Annotated in this window: 15 protein-coding genes; 10 read left to right on the top strand and 5 right to left on the bottom strand. The window is 71.2% G+C overall.

The features are described from left to right. The first annotated feature begins 37 nt into the window (after positions 1-37). On the top strand, positions 38-2,077 hold the full coding sequence (locus IF54_RS0113840; RefSeq protein ID WP_030318117.1) for a HelD family protein: 2,040 nt from the start codon (positions 38-40) through the stop codon (positions 2,075-2,077). A gap of 34 nt (positions 2,078-2,111) precedes the next feature. Here the strand turns inward: IF54_RS0113840 and IF54_RS0113835 are convergent, their stop codons facing one another. Next, positions 2,112-2,966, bottom strand: coding sequence for a nitroreductase/quinone reductase family protein (locus IF54_RS0113835; protein ID WP_030318116.1), 855 nt, complete (start codon positions 2,964-2,966; stop codon positions 2,112-2,114). A gap of 168 nt (positions 2,967-3,134) precedes the next feature. Here IF54_RS0113835 and IF54_RS0113830 point away from each other — a divergent pair, with 168 nt between their 5' ends. Genes IF54_RS0113830 through IF54_RS0113820 form a run of 3 tightly spaced genes read left to right on the top strand, consistent with a single transcriptional unit; the run spans position 3,135 to position 5,030 of the window. Then, entirely contained in the window at positions 3,135-3,758 is a 624-nt protein-coding gene (locus IF54_RS0113830) for an RraA family protein (RefSeq protein WP_030318115.1), read from the top strand. A gap of 5 nt (positions 3,759-3,763) precedes the next feature. After that, positions 3,764-4,246: an HAD domain-containing protein gene (locus IF54_RS0113825; protein ID WP_030318113.1), complete on the top strand. Its 483-nt coding sequence runs from the start codon at positions 3,764-3,766 to the stop codon at positions 4,244-4,246. 58 nt (positions 4,247-4,304) lie between these two features. Then, positions 4,305-5,030, top strand: a complete 726-nt coding sequence (locus IF54_RS0113820; RefSeq protein ID WP_030318112.1) for a class I SAM-dependent methyltransferase — start codon at positions 4,305-4,307, stop codon at positions 5,028-5,030. Between the two features lie 332 nt (positions 5,031-5,362). Here IF54_RS0113820 and IF54_RS0113815 read toward each other — a convergent pair whose 3' ends face one another. After that, positions 5,363-5,773 carry a hypothetical protein gene (locus IF54_RS0113815; RefSeq protein ID WP_051735437.1) on the bottom strand — a complete coding sequence of 137 codons (411 nt, stop codon included), beginning with the start codon at positions 5,771-5,773 and terminating at the stop codon, positions 5,363-5,365. A 163-nt stretch (positions 5,774-5,936) separates the two neighbouring features. Between IF54_RS0113815 and IF54_RS0113810 the strand changes: the two genes are divergently transcribed. From IF54_RS0113810 to IF54_RS0113795, 4 genes are all read left to right on the top strand, one after another. Further along, a complete protein-coding gene (locus IF54_RS0113810; RefSeq protein WP_159002132.1) occupies positions 5,937-6,383 on the top strand; it encodes a hypothetical protein in 447 nt (148 codons plus the stop codon). A gap of 223 nt (positions 6,384-6,606) precedes the next feature. After that, positions 6,607-7,116, top strand: coding sequence for a helix-turn-helix domain-containing protein (locus IF54_RS0113805; RefSeq protein WP_030318106.1), 510 nt, complete (start codon positions 6,607-6,609; stop codon positions 7,114-7,116). Positions 7,117-7,199: 83 nt separating this feature from the next. Further along, positions 7,200-7,871, top strand: coding sequence for a hypothetical protein (locus IF54_RS0113800; protein WP_030318104.1), 672 nt, complete (start codon positions 7,200-7,202; stop codon positions 7,869-7,871). A 154-nt stretch (positions 7,872-8,025) separates the two neighbouring features. Further along, positions 8,026-8,364, top strand: a complete 339-nt coding sequence (locus IF54_RS0113795; protein ID WP_030318102.1) for a DUF2516 family protein — start codon at positions 8,026-8,028, stop codon at positions 8,362-8,364. A gap of 51 nt (positions 8,365-8,415) precedes the next feature. On the opposite strand, the gene IF54_RS0113790 is transcribed toward IF54_RS0113795, so the two are convergent. The 3 genes from IF54_RS0113790 to IF54_RS0113780 form a co-directional block, all read right to left on the bottom strand. Then, positions 8,416-9,717: a PP2C family protein-serine/threonine phosphatase gene (locus tag IF54_RS0113790; RefSeq protein ID WP_030318100.1), complete on the bottom strand. Its 1,302-nt coding sequence runs from the start codon at positions 9,715-9,717 to the stop codon at positions 8,416-8,418. 273 nt (positions 9,718-9,990) lie between these two features. Further along, complete coding sequence (locus IF54_RS0113785; RefSeq protein ID WP_030318098.1) at positions 9,991-11,079, bottom strand: C40 family peptidase; 1,089 nt, start codon at positions 11,077-11,079, stop codon at positions 9,991-9,993. 296 nt (positions 11,080-11,375) lie between these two features. Further along, a complete protein-coding gene (locus IF54_RS0113780) occupies positions 11,376-12,188 on the bottom strand; it encodes a hypothetical protein (protein ID WP_051735429.1) in 813 nt (270 codons plus the stop codon). Between the two features lie 262 nt (positions 12,189-12,450). Here IF54_RS0113780 and mshA point away from each other — a divergent pair, with 262 nt between their 5' ends. Next, positions 12,451-13,791, top strand: a complete 1,341-nt coding sequence (gene mshA, locus IF54_RS0113775) for a D-inositol-3-phosphate glycosyltransferase (protein WP_030318094.1) — start codon at positions 12,451-12,453, stop codon at positions 13,789-13,791. Further along, on the top strand, positions 13,784-14,284 hold the full coding sequence (locus IF54_RS0113770; protein ID WP_030318092.1) for a YbjN domain-containing protein: 501 nt from the start codon (positions 13,784-13,786) through the stop codon (positions 14,282-14,284). The genes mshA and IF54_RS0113770 overlap by 8 nt, the downstream gene beginning before the upstream one ends. The last annotated feature ends 5 nt before the right edge of the window (positions 14,285-14,289 follow it).

Raw genomic sequence — 14,289 nt, 5'->3', positions numbered from 1 at the left:
GTTAACTCAGTTGCGTTTCTTCGCGTAGGGTCACCCCATGACCTCAGCCTCAGCCGACCCCACCCTGAAAGAGACCCTGCGCCGTGAGCGCGCCCACCACGACCGTTGCCGTGCCGCCCTCGCCGCCATGGTCGACGGGGCCCAGCGGCAGGTCGTCGTCGGTGAGGACGTCTCCGCCTCCGGCGCCGATGCCGAGGTCCTCGGGTACCAGTTGCGCAGTCAGGCCAAGGAGATGCGGGAGCTGCCCCAAGGGCCCTTGTTCTTCGGCAAGTTGGACTTCGATCGTGGTGACCACAGCGGGCAGGGCTACCACCTCGGCCGGCTCCGGATCACCGAGCACCCCGCCGCCCCGCCCCTCGTCGTGGACTGGCGCGCGCCCGTCTCCCGCGCCTTCTACCAGGCGAGCGTCCAGGATCCGCAGGGCGTCGCCGTGCGGCGGCGGTTCGGGTGGGCGCCGGGGAGCGCGGGGGACTCCGCCGACCTCACCGGGCTCGAGGACGAGCATCTGAGCGAAGGCGAGTCGGGGCCCAGCGCCATCGTCGCCCGCGAGATCGAACGGCCCCGCATCGGGCCCATGCGGGACATCGCCGCGACCATCCAGCCCGAGCAGGACGATCTCGTACGGGGCGACCTCGCCGTCTCCGTGTGCGTCCAGGGCGCTCCCGGAACCGGCAAGACCGCCGTCGGGCTGCACCGGGCCGCCTATCTGCTGTACACCCACCCGCAGCGGATGCGGCGCGGCGGACTCCTCGTCCTCGGGCCCAACCGGACCTTCCTCTCCTACATCTCCCAGGTGCTGCCCGCACTCGGCGAGACAGGCGTGCGCCAGTCCACGCTCCAGGACGAGATCGCCCGTCACCCCGTCACCGCCACCGACCCCCGCCCGACCGCCGTCCTCAAGCACGACGCCCGCATGGCGGAGGTGCTGCGCCGGGCGCTCTACGCACGCGTGTCGACCGAGTCCGTCAAACCCCTTGAGATCAAGGACGGTTCCTACAGCTGGCGGGTCCCGGGCGGTGAGCTGGCGCGGATCGTGGCGGACGTACGGGAGGAGGAGCCGCCGTACGGCACCGGGCGGGAGCGGGTGCGCGGACGGGTGGTGCGCGGTGTGCAGTTGCAGGCCGAACGGCGGGCCGGGCCGCAGAACGGGGCCTGGGTGCAGCGGATTTCGCGGTCGAGGGCGGTCGGGGCGTTCCTCGACGTCGTGTGGCCCAAGGTGCGGCCCGAGGAGCTGCTGGCCGAACTCCTCACGGACGGCGCTGCGTTGGCCGTCCACGCCGACGGGCTGTTCGACGCGGGCGAGCAACAGGAGCTGCTGTGGGGCAGACCGCCGCGGTCGTGGAAGTCGGCGCGCTGGTCGGCCGCCGATCTCGTGCTGCTCGACGAGGTCGCCGGGCTGGTGGAACACCCCGAAGGGTACGGCCATCTCGTCGTCGACGAGGCGCAGGACCTGTCACCGATGGAGTGCCGGGCCATCGCGCGCCGGGCCCGGTTCGGGTCGCTGACCGTCCTCGGTGATCTGGCGCAGGGGACCACACCGTGGGCGGCCCGCTCCTGGCCCACCGTCCTCGCCCATCTCGGCAAGCCGGACGCGACCGTCGTACCGCTGACCGTCGGGTTCCGGGTGCCGCGGGCCGTCGTAGGGCTTGCCAACCGACTCCTGGATCGGCTGGACGTGGAGGTGCCGGCGGGGCGGTCGCTGCGGCAGGACGGGGAGTTGCGGATGCGGCCGGTGGCTGACGCGGAGGCGTTGCCTGAGGCTGTCGTGGCGGCCGTGCGGGACGCGCTCGCGCAGGACGGGTCCGTGGGGGTCGTCGCGGCCGACGAGCAGGTCGAGGACGTACGCCGCGCCCTCGACGCGGCCGGGATCCCCGCCGCCGGGCCGGACGAGATCGGGGCACGGGTGAGCGTCGTAACAGCCGCGGTGGTCAAGGGGCTTGAGTACGACCATGTCGTGGCCGTCGAGCCCGCGGCGATCGCGGAGGCGGAGGAGCGCGGGCTGCACCGGCTGTACGTCGTGCTGACCAGAGCGGTGTCGCGGTTGGAGGTGGTGCACGGGCGGCCGCTGCCGTTCTAGCCGGTGCAGGGCTACGGCCGCCCGTGCGGCCGAGTCAGGCGCCGCTGTCGAGCAGCGGGATCAACTGCTCCTCCTCGTACGTCAGATGAGCTTCCAGCTCGGTCGTCAGGCGGTCGACCTCGGTGCGGACGGCGGCGGGGTCCGGGTCCGCGAGTGCCGTGCGCAGCTCCTCCACCAGGGTCGCGATGTGCTCGTGCTCCGCGCGCAGCCGGTCGAGGACGGGCGCCGCCTCCGGGTGGCGGTCGGCCAGGAAGGGGAACATGGCCATGTCCTCACCCGTGTGGTGGTTGTGCAGGCCCTGGCAGAACGTCAGGCAGTTCACCCGGAGCTGGGCGCCGAGGGTCGAGCCGCCGGTCGTCATCTCACGGCGGATCAGGGCGAGTTCGCGGCGGAAGACGTCGTGGACGAGCCGGATCGCCTCGCCCGGGGATCCGGCGTTGATGGTCGGCGGGCCGGGGCGGGCGATCTCGTGCAGTGCGACCACGGGGAGGACCCGGTCCGTCTTCTCCTGGTAGGTCGCCCAGCCGCGGTCCGCCTCCACGGCCCGTGCGAAGGCCTGGTCCCGTTCGTCGCCCGACAGGACGACAGCCCGCGCCTCATAGGTGAACACGCCGCTTTCGACGGTGACTTGGAGGTTCGCGACGAGGTTGCGGTACCAGTCGGGGTGGCGGGGCGAGCCGCCCGCCGAGGCGATCACGAGGATGCGGTCGCCGCCGTCGGGGAGGTAGCCGACGGGAGTGGTGTGCGGAGTGCCGGTGCGGGCGCCGGTGGTGGTGAGCAATATCAGACGGCCGCCCTCGAAGGGGCCGCCGACCTGGCCGTGGTTGGCGCGGAACTCGTCGATGATCCGCTGGTTGAAGTCGTGGAAGGGGTTGGCGGGGTTGGTCACTTGCTCTGCTTTCTCTGGTCTCCGGTCGATTCCTGGTCATTTCCTGGAGGACTCAGAGAAAGCGGCGGGCCCCTGGCCCGCCCCGGCCTCACTCAGAGGCCGGGCACCCAACTCGCTCACGGCACATGGCCGACCCGGCAGTCATGTCCCCACGGTAACGTCCGGCGCATGATCGAGACCAACGAGTTTGCGGACGTTCCCACGACCACCCTGGCCGATCTTCTCGGCCGTGAGCAGGTCATGGACATCGGGATCAGGCCCTTGTGGGGGCCGGTGCCGAGGATCGCGGGGCCGGCCTTCACCGTACGGTGCCCTCCCGGCGACAACCTGATGCTGCACGCGGCGATCCACCGGGCGCCGGCCGGTTCGGTGATCGTGGTGGAGTCAGGCGACCTCGACTACGCGCTGGCCGGTGGGAACGTCTGCGCGGTGGCCCAGCGCCGGGGGATCGCCGGGTTCGTGGCGGACGGGCTGATCCGGGACCTGGCCGAGGTGCGGGAGGCCGGCTTCCCGGTGTTCGCGCGGGGTGTCATCCCGATCCCGGGCACCAAGAAGGCCGTGACGCCGCTGGGTGAGCCGGTGCGGTGCGGTGGGGTGCGGGTCGAGGCGGGGGACGTGGTGGTGGCCGACGAGGAGGGGGTCGTGGCCGTGCCGGGCGCGCGCCTGGCGAAGACCTTGAGCGCTGCCCGCGCCAAGCTGGCCAAGGAGGCGGAGGAGACGCTGGAGCAGTGGGAGACGGCACATCGGAAACGGGTTGACGAGGCTCTGGCCGCGGGTGGGTTCGAGGGCTGAGCGGGGTGCTGCTGTTCCTCGACGTCGACGGGACGGTGCTGCCGTTCGGGGCAGGGCCGTACCCGCAGTACGACCCTGCCTTTCCGCTGCCGGCGGCCGCTGCCGAGCACCCCCTGCTGTCCCGCGTCGACCCGGCACTCGGCGCGCGCCTTGTGTCGCTGGGGTGCGAGCTGGTGTGGGCCACGACGTGGATGGACGACGCGAACACCTGCCTGGCGCCCTGGCTCGGACTGCCCCAACTGCCCCTTGTGGACTGGCCGGACACGGACGACGACAAGGATCGGACCGGGCTGCACTGGAAGACTCGTCCGCTTGTTTCCTGGGCAGTCGGCCGGGACTTCGTCTGGGTCGACGACGAGGTCACCGATGCCGACCGGGTGTGGGTGGCGGGGCATCATCCGGGTCGGGCGCTCGTGCATCGGGTGGAGGCCCAACGGGGCCTCGTGGACGCGGACTTCGCCGTGCTGGAGGAGTGGATCAGGGGGTGAGAGGGGGCGGGGGACATCGGGTGGTCCGGGCGGGTGTGCTTGACCTACCGTCGGCCCCATGGCTGACGAAGGTTTCAACGATCCGCGGCTGGCCGCTGTCTACGATCCGCTCGACCCCGATCGCCGTGATCTCGACGCCTACGTCGGGATGGTGGAGGAGTTCGGGGCGCGGCGGGTGCTCGACGTCGGCTGTGGGACGGGGGTGTTCGCGTTGGTGCTGGCCGAGCGGGGGGTCGAGGTCGTCGGGGTCGATCCCGCGTCGGCGTCGCTCGACGTGGCCCGGGGGAAGCCCGGTGCGGAACGCGTGCGCTGGATCCACGGCGATGCGACCGAACTGCCCCCGCTGTGCGTCGACTTGGTGACCATGACGGCCAACGTGGCGCAGCAGATCGTAGAGGCGGATGCCTGGCGGGCGACCCTGCGGGGCGCGCACGCGGCACTACGGCCCGGCGGGCGCCTGGTGTTCGAGACGCGGGACCCGGCACGGCGGGCCTGGGAGGAGTGGAACCGGGAGGCGTCGTACGCCGTGACGGAGGTGGCGGGCGTCGGGGAGGTTGAGAGCTGGGTCGAAGTGACGGGTATGGAAGGGCAGTTGGTGTCGTTCCGGTGGACCTATGTGTTCGCCGCGGACGGGCTGACCCTGACCTCTGATTCCACCCTGCGCTTCCGGGAGCGGGCGGAGATCGAGGCGGAACTGGTCAGGCAGGGGTTCGTGGTGGAGGACGTACGGGACGCACCGGACCGGCCGGGCAGGGAGTTCGTGTTCGTGGCGGGGCGGGGGTAGGGGCGAGGGCTCGGCCTCCCTGCGGATGGGTCCGTCGGCGATGTTCAGGCCCGCAGTGGTGCGGTCAGAGCCGTCGGCGGCGTCCACGGTCCCCTTGGTCCGCTCCGCATCCGCGAGGAACGAGGCCGACACCCCGGCGAGGACCAACCCGACGACCGGGAACACCGACCCGAAGGCGATCGCCCCGAACGTCACCCACCGCAGTACACTCCAGCCACGCCAAGAAAACCGCACTCCGTCGCCCTCACTCGTTCATCCACTCGGAGTGACGGAAACGCTATCTCTTGAGGATCACCGTTCTCGCCGAGCCGCGTGAATGCCGGCCGCGTGCGTCAGGGACGGGCGGATGCCCGCTTGACGAGCGCGGTGCGACCGGGCGCGAGAAGGTGGGGCAGCAAGGTTTCCAGGGCTGCGGCGAAGGCTCGGACGCGAAGTCCGGCCAGCCTTGCGCTCGCGGCCTGGCTGGGCAGGTGATTGACGGCCCCGAGGCCGCACTCGGCGTACAACTGGGCAATGTCCGCTTGGGCCTTGGGGCCGGAGTCACCCAGGATCCGGACGTCCGCGATCACTCCGGCTTCGTTCTTCCAGTACCAGTAGTAGATGGTGATCCGCAGGCCGTGACCGGCATAGGAGAAACCACCGTCGACCTCGTGCGGTCCGGCAAATCCCGTCTCCGTCAGGAAACCGAGAACCTCCCGCCCGACTCGGCGGACCGCTTCCTCCGGCGTCTCCCGCTTCCCCATCCCGCCATCGTCCGGCGGGCCGGCAGTCACCGCCAGATCACCAGCCAACTCCCTTACGCATCGGGGCTGTTCGCCGACGCGAGCTTCCGTTGAATTGCGTGAAACTTCAAGTACTGTAGGCGCAGTCATCGTTCATCCACTTCACCCCCCACAGGGAGGAACCATGAGCGTTCACCGTCGAGCTGTGCGGTCGGCCGTTCTGGCCGCCGCGCTCGCCGTCGTCGGCCTGGTCGCCTTCACCCCGGCAACCGCCGTAGCCGCGACGCCCACCGCCTCCGCCGCCCTGGCCGCCGATGTCCCGTTCGCCTCCAAGCTCGACAACAACGTCGTCTACTACGGAAGCCTTCAGATCGACAACGGATCCTCCGTCACCTGCATACCCGCGAGCAGCGTCAACTGGACTTTGAATCAGACCACTTGGCGGGTGAACTTCACCACCCGGTACCAGGTCACGGCGGGGACCACCTACGACATCTCGGCCTGGGAGACGGGCCAGTGCAGTACCTACGTCCAGGCGTGGGGGAGGTGGACGAGGGCGCTCGGCGGCGTGACGGTGACCCCCTCCGCCGCCGATGTCTCCAGCGGTGTCTACAAGGTCAGGATCGGATGACCTGACCGCCTGCCGGCATACCGGCGAGGCGAACGAACAAGGGCCGGCCGGCCGGACATGTTCCGGCCGGCCGGCGTCCCCGGCCGCAGGAAGTCCCGGTCCGCCGATCGGCAGGCCGTCGCCGTCACGACGGACCTCTGCATGCCGTCCGGCCCGACGTGGCATGGCGCACTTTTGCAAGCGGGTGCTTGCAATAGTTAGCGGGGGGAGGCAAGGTAGACGCATGGCATCGCTCAACGTCGGCAATCTCGGTGAGTATCTGCGTGAACAGCGGCGCACCGCGCAGCTGTCGCTCAGGCAGCTCGCCGATGCCGCCGGGGTGTCCAATCCGTATCTGAGCCAGATCGAGCGCGGGCTGCGCAAGCCGAGCGCGGAGGTGTTGCAGCAGGTCGCCAAGGCCCTGCGGATCTCCGCCGAGACGCTGTACGTGCGGGCCGGCATCCTCGACGCCGAGCGGGACCGGGACGACGTGGAGACACGTGCGGTCATCCTCGCCGATCCCACGCTCAACGAGCGGCAGAAGCAGGTGCTGCTCCAGATCTACGAGTCCTTCCGCAAGGAGAACGGCTTCGAGATCGCCCCGGCGGACGCGGCCCCCGCACAGAGCGACACGCAGAGCGCCACGCAGAACGACAGCGACGTCCAGGACAGTGACGTACTGGGCGGCACCGCCGTTGAAGACACCCGTACGACCGACGGCAGCGACGCCGACCCGCACCAGACGGCCAGTTGAGTCAGGACCCGGCTCGACAGCACGCCGACCGGCACGCGGGACCCAAAACCCTCAGCAGAAAGCGACCCGGGAGGACCATCGCCATGGCCATCACCGACGACATCCGCAAGGCCGTAAAGGACCCGACCCCGCTCTACTTCCTCGCCGGCGCCGGTGACCTGGCCTTCCAGGAGGCCAAGAAGGTGCCCGGCCTGGTGGAGCAGCTCCGCGCCGAGGCGCCGTCCCGGATCGAGGCCGTGCGCGGCACCGACCCGAAGGTGGTCCAGGAGAAGGCCCAGGCGCGCGCCAAGGAGGCCGGCGCCAAGGTCAAGGAGACGCAGGAGACCCTTCAGTCGAAGGTCGGTGAGTTCTTCACCAGCCTGGACGGCGACATCAAGAAGCTCGGCTCCACCCTCGACGCCGACCTGAAGAAGCTCGGTGAGTCCGCCCAGGACTTCGCCCTGCGCAGCGTGGGCGTGGCCGCCGAGTACGCCGTCAAGGCCCGTGAGACCTACGAGAAGGTCGCCGAGCACGGCGAGCAGGCCGTGAAGACCTGGCGCGGCGAGGCCGCCGAGGAGATCGAGGAACTGGCGATCGCCGTCGAGCCCGACGCCGAGCCGGGCGACATCAAGGTCGCGACCCCGGCCACGGTCGCCAAGCCCGCCACCGCCACGGCCACCACCCCCGCGCCGGCCCCGGCCAAGAAGACGGCCCCCGCCGCCAAGAAGGCCACCCCGCGCAAGACCGCGCCGAAGAAGAACCCGCCCGCGAAGTAGGACAACCCGCGGGACACATCAGGGCTACGGGCCGGGCACTTACCGAGTGCCCGGCCCGTTGTCCGGGTAGCTGACTCGCGGGAGCGGGTACGGTGACCGCGTAATCGCTCAATCGCGTAATGACGAGCCGAGTCGGGTGGTGGACGTTGTGCTGATGCAGGGGTTCGCAGGCTTCATGTGGCTGCTGAGCATGGCCCTGATCGTTTTCAGCGGTTTCGCGCTCTTCGACGCCGCCATCCGCCGTGAGGACGCCTACCGCGCGGCCGACAAGAAGACCAAGCCCTTCTGGCTGATCATCCTCGGGCTCGCCTTCGTGGTGAACCTGATCTTCAACATCCTGTCGTTCCTGCCGATCATCGGTCTCATCGCCACGATCGTGTACATGGTCGACGTACGTCCGGCGATCCGCGCGCTGCCGGGCGGCGGCCGCAGCGGCCGGGGCAGGGGTTCGAGCAGCGACGGTCCTTACGGGCCGTACAACGGGGGCAGGTAAGCACCCAAGCCGAGGACCGCGCCCCTTCCAGGGTGTGGCCGACCCTCGTGGCTAGCCCTCGCGGTCCAGCAGCAGCACCGCCACGTCGTCCGCCAGCTCGCCCCCGTTGAGCGAGCGCACCTCGTTGACCGCGGCCCGCAGCAGTTCCTCGCCCCGCAGTCCCTCGGACAGCTGGCGGCGGATCATGGCGACCATCCCGTCCTGCCCGAGCCGCTCCCGGCCCTGGCCGATGTGCCCCTCGATGAGCCCGTCGGTGTAGAGCATCAGGCTCCACTCGGCCCCCAGCTCGACCTGCATCCGGGGCCAGCGCGCGCCCGGGAGCAGTCCCAGCGCGGGGCCGTTGTTGTCGTACGGCAGCAGGCGGGCGGGTCGGCCCGGCCTGGCCACCAGCGGTGAGGGGTGCCCGGCGAGACACAGTCCCGCCCGGCGTCCGTCCGGCGCGATGTCGACCGTGCACAGGGTGGCGAAGATCTCGTCGTCGGAGCGCTCGTGCTCCAGCACCTCCTGGAGCGTGCCGAGCAGTTCGTCCCCGCACAGGCCCGCCAGGGTCAGCGCCCGCCAGGCGATGCGCAGCTCCACGCCGAGCGCCGCCTCGTCGGGACCGTGCCCGCAGACGTCACCGATCATCGCGTGCACGGTCCCGTCGGGGGTGCGTACGACGTCGTAGAAGTCCCCGCCGAGCAGGGCCCGCGAGCGCCCCGGCCGGTACCGCGCGGCGAACCGCAGCGAGGAGCCCTCCAGCAGTGGCGTGGGGAGCAGCCCGCGCTCCAGGCGCCGGTTCTCCTGCGCCCGCACCCGTCCCTCGGCCAGCCTGCGCTCCGCCGAGTCGGAACGTTTCCGCTCCACGGCGTACCGGATCGCCCGGCTCAGCAGCCGGCTGTCCAGCTCGTCCCGGAAGAGGTAGTCCTGGGCCCCCACCCGTACTGCCTCGGCGCCCCGCTCGGCGTCTCCGGACGCGGTCAGCGCGAGGACGGCGTGCCGGGGCGCGAGCTCCAGGACGTGCCTGAGTACGGCGAGCTCGTCGTCGTCAGCGGTGCGGCCGGAGCCGGGCAGCGCGAGGTCGAGCAGGATGCAGTGCACGTCGTCCGTGAGCAGCCGCTCGGCCTCGGTGAGGTTGCGGGCGGTGCGGACGCGGATCGGCCTGCCGGCCGGGTCCAGGAGTTCGGGTACGACCGTGGAGCCGCCGGGATCGTCCTCGATCACCAGCAGGGTCAGTGGGGTGGCGGTGTTGTTGTCGACCGTGGCTTCCTTGCGCGGGGCGTCTTCCCTGGAGGGGCCGCCCTTGGGTGCGGCCGGCGCCTGACCACTCTCCGCGGCCGGGATCGCGCGCTGCCGCGGTATGGGTACGGGCATGGTCTCGGATTCCTTCCCTCCCCCCGAGGGCACGGTGGGGCGAGGGGTCTCGATCCACCGACGGGGACCATAGCGGGTGCCGGGCCGGGAAAGGAATGGTGTGCGACACGTGGCTTGGCCGGTCGCCACTGTCATATGCCGCGTTCCGTACCGCAGTTGGACAGGTGACAGGTGTCGTCGGGATGACGAACGTCACGTTCCCGGCAGGTTTGCGGAGCCGTCAGGGGTGCGGCGCGTCACATGACCTGGGTCTCACGCCGCCCTGGGCGACGCTCACGCGTCCGGTCGTACCACTCCGAGGATGGGCATCGAGCCGGCGCCCGCGAGGGTCACCGTGCGTCCCGGGCGCGGGGCGTGCACGATCGCGCCCTCACCGAGGTACATCGCCACGTGGCTGGCGTCGTCGAAGTAGATGATCAGGTCGCCGGGCCGCATGTCCTTGATGTCCACGTGCTTGAGCTGCTTCCACTGCTCCTGCGAGGTGCGCGGGATGGGCTTGCCCGCGCTCGCCCAGGCCTGTGAGGTCAGTCCGGAGCAGTCGTACGAGTGCGGGCCCTCGGCGCCCCATTCGTACGGTTTGCCGATCTGGGCCGTCGCGTACCGGACGGCGATCTTGCCGGCCTCGCTGGCCTTGCCGTCGATCTCGTCCAGGATCCCGGAGTCCAGCCAGGCGCTCTGGGCCTGGTGGGCCGCCTGCTCCTCCAGTTCGGCGAGGCGCTCCTTCTCCCGCTCCTCCAGCTGGGATTCGAGCTGCTCGGCCGCCGCGATCTGCTGCTCGACCTTCTTCTTGGCCGCCGCCTTCGCCTTGCGGCCCGCCTCCAGCTTGGTCCACTGGGCGGAGGCGTCGTCGGCGTACTGCTTCAAGTCCTGCTGGGTTTGAGCGAGTTCGGCGATGAGGGCCTTGGTGGCGCGCTGGCCCTGGAGGACGCGGCCGGTGGCGTCCAGGAACTGCTGCGGGTTGTCGCTCAGTATCAACTTGGCCTCGTCCGGGAGGCCGTTGGTGCGGTACTGGGCGGCGGCCGCGGCGCCCGCGCGGGCCTTGAGCCGCCTGAGCTTCTCCTGGCCCTGCACGATCTTCTTGGCCAGCGCGACGATCTGGGCCGACTGCTGCCGGGCCTTCTCCTCGGCGGCGTTGTAGGCGTCGGTGGCGACGGCGGCGTCGTGGTAGAGCGCGTCGAGGCGTTCGCGTACGGCCTCGAGGTCCTTGTTGGTGACGGGGGTGCCGGGGGTCGGCGAGGCCGTGGGGGAAGGGGTGGGGGTCGGACTCGGGGCGGCGAACGCGGGGGCCGGTGCCGCGAGTACGGCGACCGCGCCGATCACGGTCACGGCCGTAGCGATCAGACCGCGCTTGCCCGTCCCCATACCTGTGCCCCCACAACTGATTTACCGTCAGTAACTTACGGCGCTCGGGGGATCGTGCCACGTCACAGCCGAAAACGACAGGGGCCTGCCTGCCCGGCGTACCCCTGCGCGCGCCTTCGCGCCTCGCGTCTGTCGGTCCCTCCCCCGCTCCTCGCCCCGCGAAGACGATCTCCCGGAGTTTGTGACGAACGACTCATGGAGATCGTTCCCGGGGGACGCCGAGGGCCTGGAACTCCCGGCATTCCCACCCCAACCGCGCCAGAACGCGCCCAACTCACGCTCGGTTCGCCCCCGGCTCAGCCCTGAGGAGCCAACGCCCCCCAAGCCACCGTCACTTCTCCCTGGCGCCAGCGGGAAGGGCCGTCCGTGATCGGCCAGTCGGTGGTGAGGCGGCGGGCCGTTCGGATCCAGCGCTGGCGGGCGCCGTACGACGCGTAGGGGGCCGCCGCTGCCCACGCGCGGTCGAAGTCGTGAAGAAAGGCGTGCACCGGTTCGCCCGGGACGTTGCGGTGGATGAGCGCCTTCGGCAGCCGTTCGGCGAGGTCGGACGGTCGGTCGAGGGACCCCAGCCGGGTCGCGAAGGTGACCGTCCTGGGCCCCTCGGGGCCGAGTGCGACCCATACGTGCCGACGTCCGATCTCGTCGCAGGTCCCCTCGACGAGCAGTCCGCCCCGGGAGCCGTCGGAGGCCTGCGCGAGCCGCGCGCACAGCCGCTCCCAGACGGCGGCCACCTCGGCCTCGTCGTACTGGCGCAGGACGTTCGCGGCCCGGATCAGCAGGGGCCGTTCGCGGACCGGGATCTCGAAGCCGCCATGCCGGAAGACGAGTCCGTCCCGCTCGTAGGGCCGGGCCGCCGCCACCCGCGCCGGTTCGATCTCGACGCCGACCACGCGGGTGCGGGGAGCCGCCGCGCGGAGCCGGGTGAGCAGTTCGACGGCCGTCCAGGGCGCGGCCCCGTACCCGAGGTCGACCGCGACCGGATCGGCGGCGCGGCGCAGTTCGGCGCCGTGGGTCGCCGCGATCCAGCGGTCCATGCGGCGCAGCCGGTTGGGGTTGGTCGTCCCGCGCGTGACCGTGCCCACAGGGCGGGAGGTGGCACGGGAGGTCATGCCTACGAGGGTATGCGGCGGCCATGGCGTGGGCTGCCGTGCGTGCGGTCGCGGGGGTGGGTCCCGGGGGTGGGTCCCGGGGTGGGCCCCCGCCCACCGACCTTCACAACGCGCTGCGCTCTCGAACGGTTGAGCGACCCCTGGTAATACCTCGGCAAAAACCGCCCCACCAGGAATGGGAACGCCTCCCTCCGGTGTTCCTCCCCGTGGAGGGCGCCCCGCACCCTCCGACCGGCATGCCCGCAGCAAGGAGGAACGCCACGTGAGCCAGTACATCAGCAGGCTCCAGCGTCGCTCTCCCGCCACGACCTCGCGGCTGTGGCTGCCGCACCGTCGCCCCCGCCGCGTCGCCATGCTCTCCGTGCACACCTCACCGCTCCACCAGCCCGGCACCGGAGACGCGGGCGGCATGAACGTCTACATCGTCGAGCTCGCCCAGCGCCTCGCCGCGATCAACATCGAGGTCGAGATCTTCACGCGCGCGACCACGGGCGGCCTCCCCCCGACCGTCGAGATGGCCCCCGGCGTCCTCGTCCGCCACATCGACGCCGGCCCCTACGAGGGCCTCAACAAGGAGGACCTCCCCGCCCAGCTGTGCGCCTTCACCCACGGCGTCATGCAGGCGTGGGCCGGCCACCGCCCGGGCCACTACGACCTGGTCCACTCGCACTACTGGCTCTCCGGCCACGTCGGCTGGCTCGCCGCCCAGCGCTGGGGCACCCCGCTCGTGCACGCCATGCACACCATGGCCAAGGTCAAGAACGCCAACCTGGCCGACGGCGACACCCCCGAGCCCGCCGCCCGGGTCATCGGCGAGACCCAGATCGTCTCCGCCGCCGACCGCCTCATCGCGAACACCGCCGAGGAGCGCGAGGAACTCGTCCACCACTACGCGGCCGACCTCGTCAAGGTCGCCGTCGTCCACCCCGGCGTGAACCTCGACCGCTTCCGCCCGGCGGACGGCCGAGCGGCGGCCCGCGCCCGCCTAGGCCTGCCCCAGGACGCGCTCATCCCCCTCTTCGCGGGCCGCATCCAGCCCCTGAAGGCCCCCGACGTCCTGCTGCGCGCCGTGGCGGTGCTCCTCGACCAGCGCCCCGACCTGCGCTCCCGCATCCTCGTCCCGGTCGTCGGCGGCCTCAGCGGCAGCGGCCTCGCCAAGCCGGAAGGCCTCCAGAAACTGGCCTCCCGGCTGGGCATCGCGGATGTCGTACGGTTCCACCCGCCCGTTGGCCAGGAGCAGCTCGCCGACTGGTTCCGGGCCGCGTCCGTGCTGGTCATGCCGTCCTACAGCGAGTCGTTCGGGCTGGTCGCCATAGAGGCCCAGGCGGCCGGCACCCCGGTGCTCGCGGCGGCGGTCGGCGGGCTGCCGGTGGCCGTGGCCGACGGACGCACCGGCTTCCTCGTACGAGGACACGATCCGGCCGCCTACGCGCGCGTGCTGCGCGATTTCGCCGACGACCCGACGCTGTCGCCCCGCATGGGCGAGGCGGCGGCCCGGCACGCGCAGTCCTTCGGCTGGGACACCGCGGCCGCGGCGACGGCGGACGTGTACGTGGCCGCCGCGCAGTCGTACCGGCGTCACGTACGCTCGCTGCATGGCTGAGGCAGAGAAGGCGGCGCAGGTCATCGAGGGCGTTCTCAAGGACGCCGAGGTCGAGTGGGAGAGCCCCGCGCCCGGCAACTACGTCGTGCAGCTCCCCGGCACCCGCAAGCTGAAGACGACCGTCTCGCTCCTGGTCGGCCGCCACTCCCTCTCCGTGAACGCCTTCGTCATCCGCCACCCCGACGAGAACGAACCCGGCGTCCACCGCTGGCTCCTGGAGCGCAACCTCAAGCTGTACGGCGTGAGTTACGCCGTAGACCGGCTCGGTGACATCTACGTCGCGGGCAAGCTCCCCCTCGCCGCGGTCACCGCCGACGAGGTCGACCGCCTCCTGGGCCAGGTCCTGGAGGCGGCCGACGGGAGCTTCAACACCCTGCTGGAGCTGGGTTTCGCCACCGCGATCCGCAAGGAGTACGAGTGGCGGGTGGCCCGGGGCGAGTCGACCCGCAACCTGGACGCGTTCGCGCATCTGACCCGGCGTACGGAGGACTGACCCCG

Source organism: Streptomyces sp. NRRL B-3229 (assembly GCF_000719505.1).
Lineage (GTDB): Bacteria > Actinomycetota > Actinomycetes > Streptomycetales > Streptomycetaceae > Streptomyces > Streptomyces griseorubiginosus.
This window is presented reverse-complemented; position numbering and strand designations above follow the sequence as displayed.

Coding starts and splice junctions, on each gene's coding strand:
- IF54_RS0113840 (WP_030318117.1), top strand. CDS start 38: ATGACCTCAGCCTCAGCCGACCCCACCCTGAAAGAGACCCTGCGCCGT.
- IF54_RS0113830 (WP_030318115.1), top strand. CDS start 3,135: ATGATCGAGACCAACGAGTTTGCGGACGTTCCCACGACCACCCTGGCC.
- IF54_RS0113820 (WP_030318112.1), top strand. CDS start 4,305: ATGGCTGACGAAGGTTTCAACGATCCGCGGCTGGCCGCTGTCTACGAT.
- IF54_RS0113815 (WP_051735437.1), bottom strand. CDS start 5,773: ATGGGGAAGCGGGAGACGCCGGAGGAAGCGGTCCGCCGAGTCGGGCGG.
- IF54_RS0113810 (WP_159002132.1), top strand. CDS start 5,937: ATGAGCGTTCACCGTCGAGCTGTGCGGTCGGCCGTTCTGGCCGCCGCG.
- IF54_RS0113805 (WP_030318106.1), top strand. CDS start 6,607: ATGGCATCGCTCAACGTCGGCAATCTCGGTGAGTATCTGCGTGAACAG.
- IF54_RS0113800 (WP_030318104.1), top strand. CDS start 7,200: ATGGCCATCACCGACGACATCCGCAAGGCCGTAAAGGACCCGACCCCG.
- IF54_RS0113795 (WP_030318102.1), top strand. CDS start 8,026: ATGCAGGGGTTCGCAGGCTTCATGTGGCTGCTGAGCATGGCCCTGATC.
- IF54_RS0113790 (WP_030318100.1), bottom strand. CDS start 9,717: ATGCCCGTACCCATACCGCGGCAGCGCGCGATCCCGGCCGCGGAGAGT.
- IF54_RS0113785 (WP_030318098.1), bottom strand. CDS start 11,079: ATGGGGACGGGCAAGCGCGGTCTGATCGCTACGGCCGTGACCGTGATC.
- IF54_RS0113780 (WP_051735429.1), bottom strand. CDS start 12,188: ATGACCTCCCGTGCCACCTCCCGCCCTGTGGGCACGGTCACGCGCGGG.
- IF54_RS0113770 (WP_030318092.1), top strand. CDS start 13,784: ATGGCTGAGGCAGAGAAGGCGGCGCAGGTCATCGAGGGCGTTCTCAAG.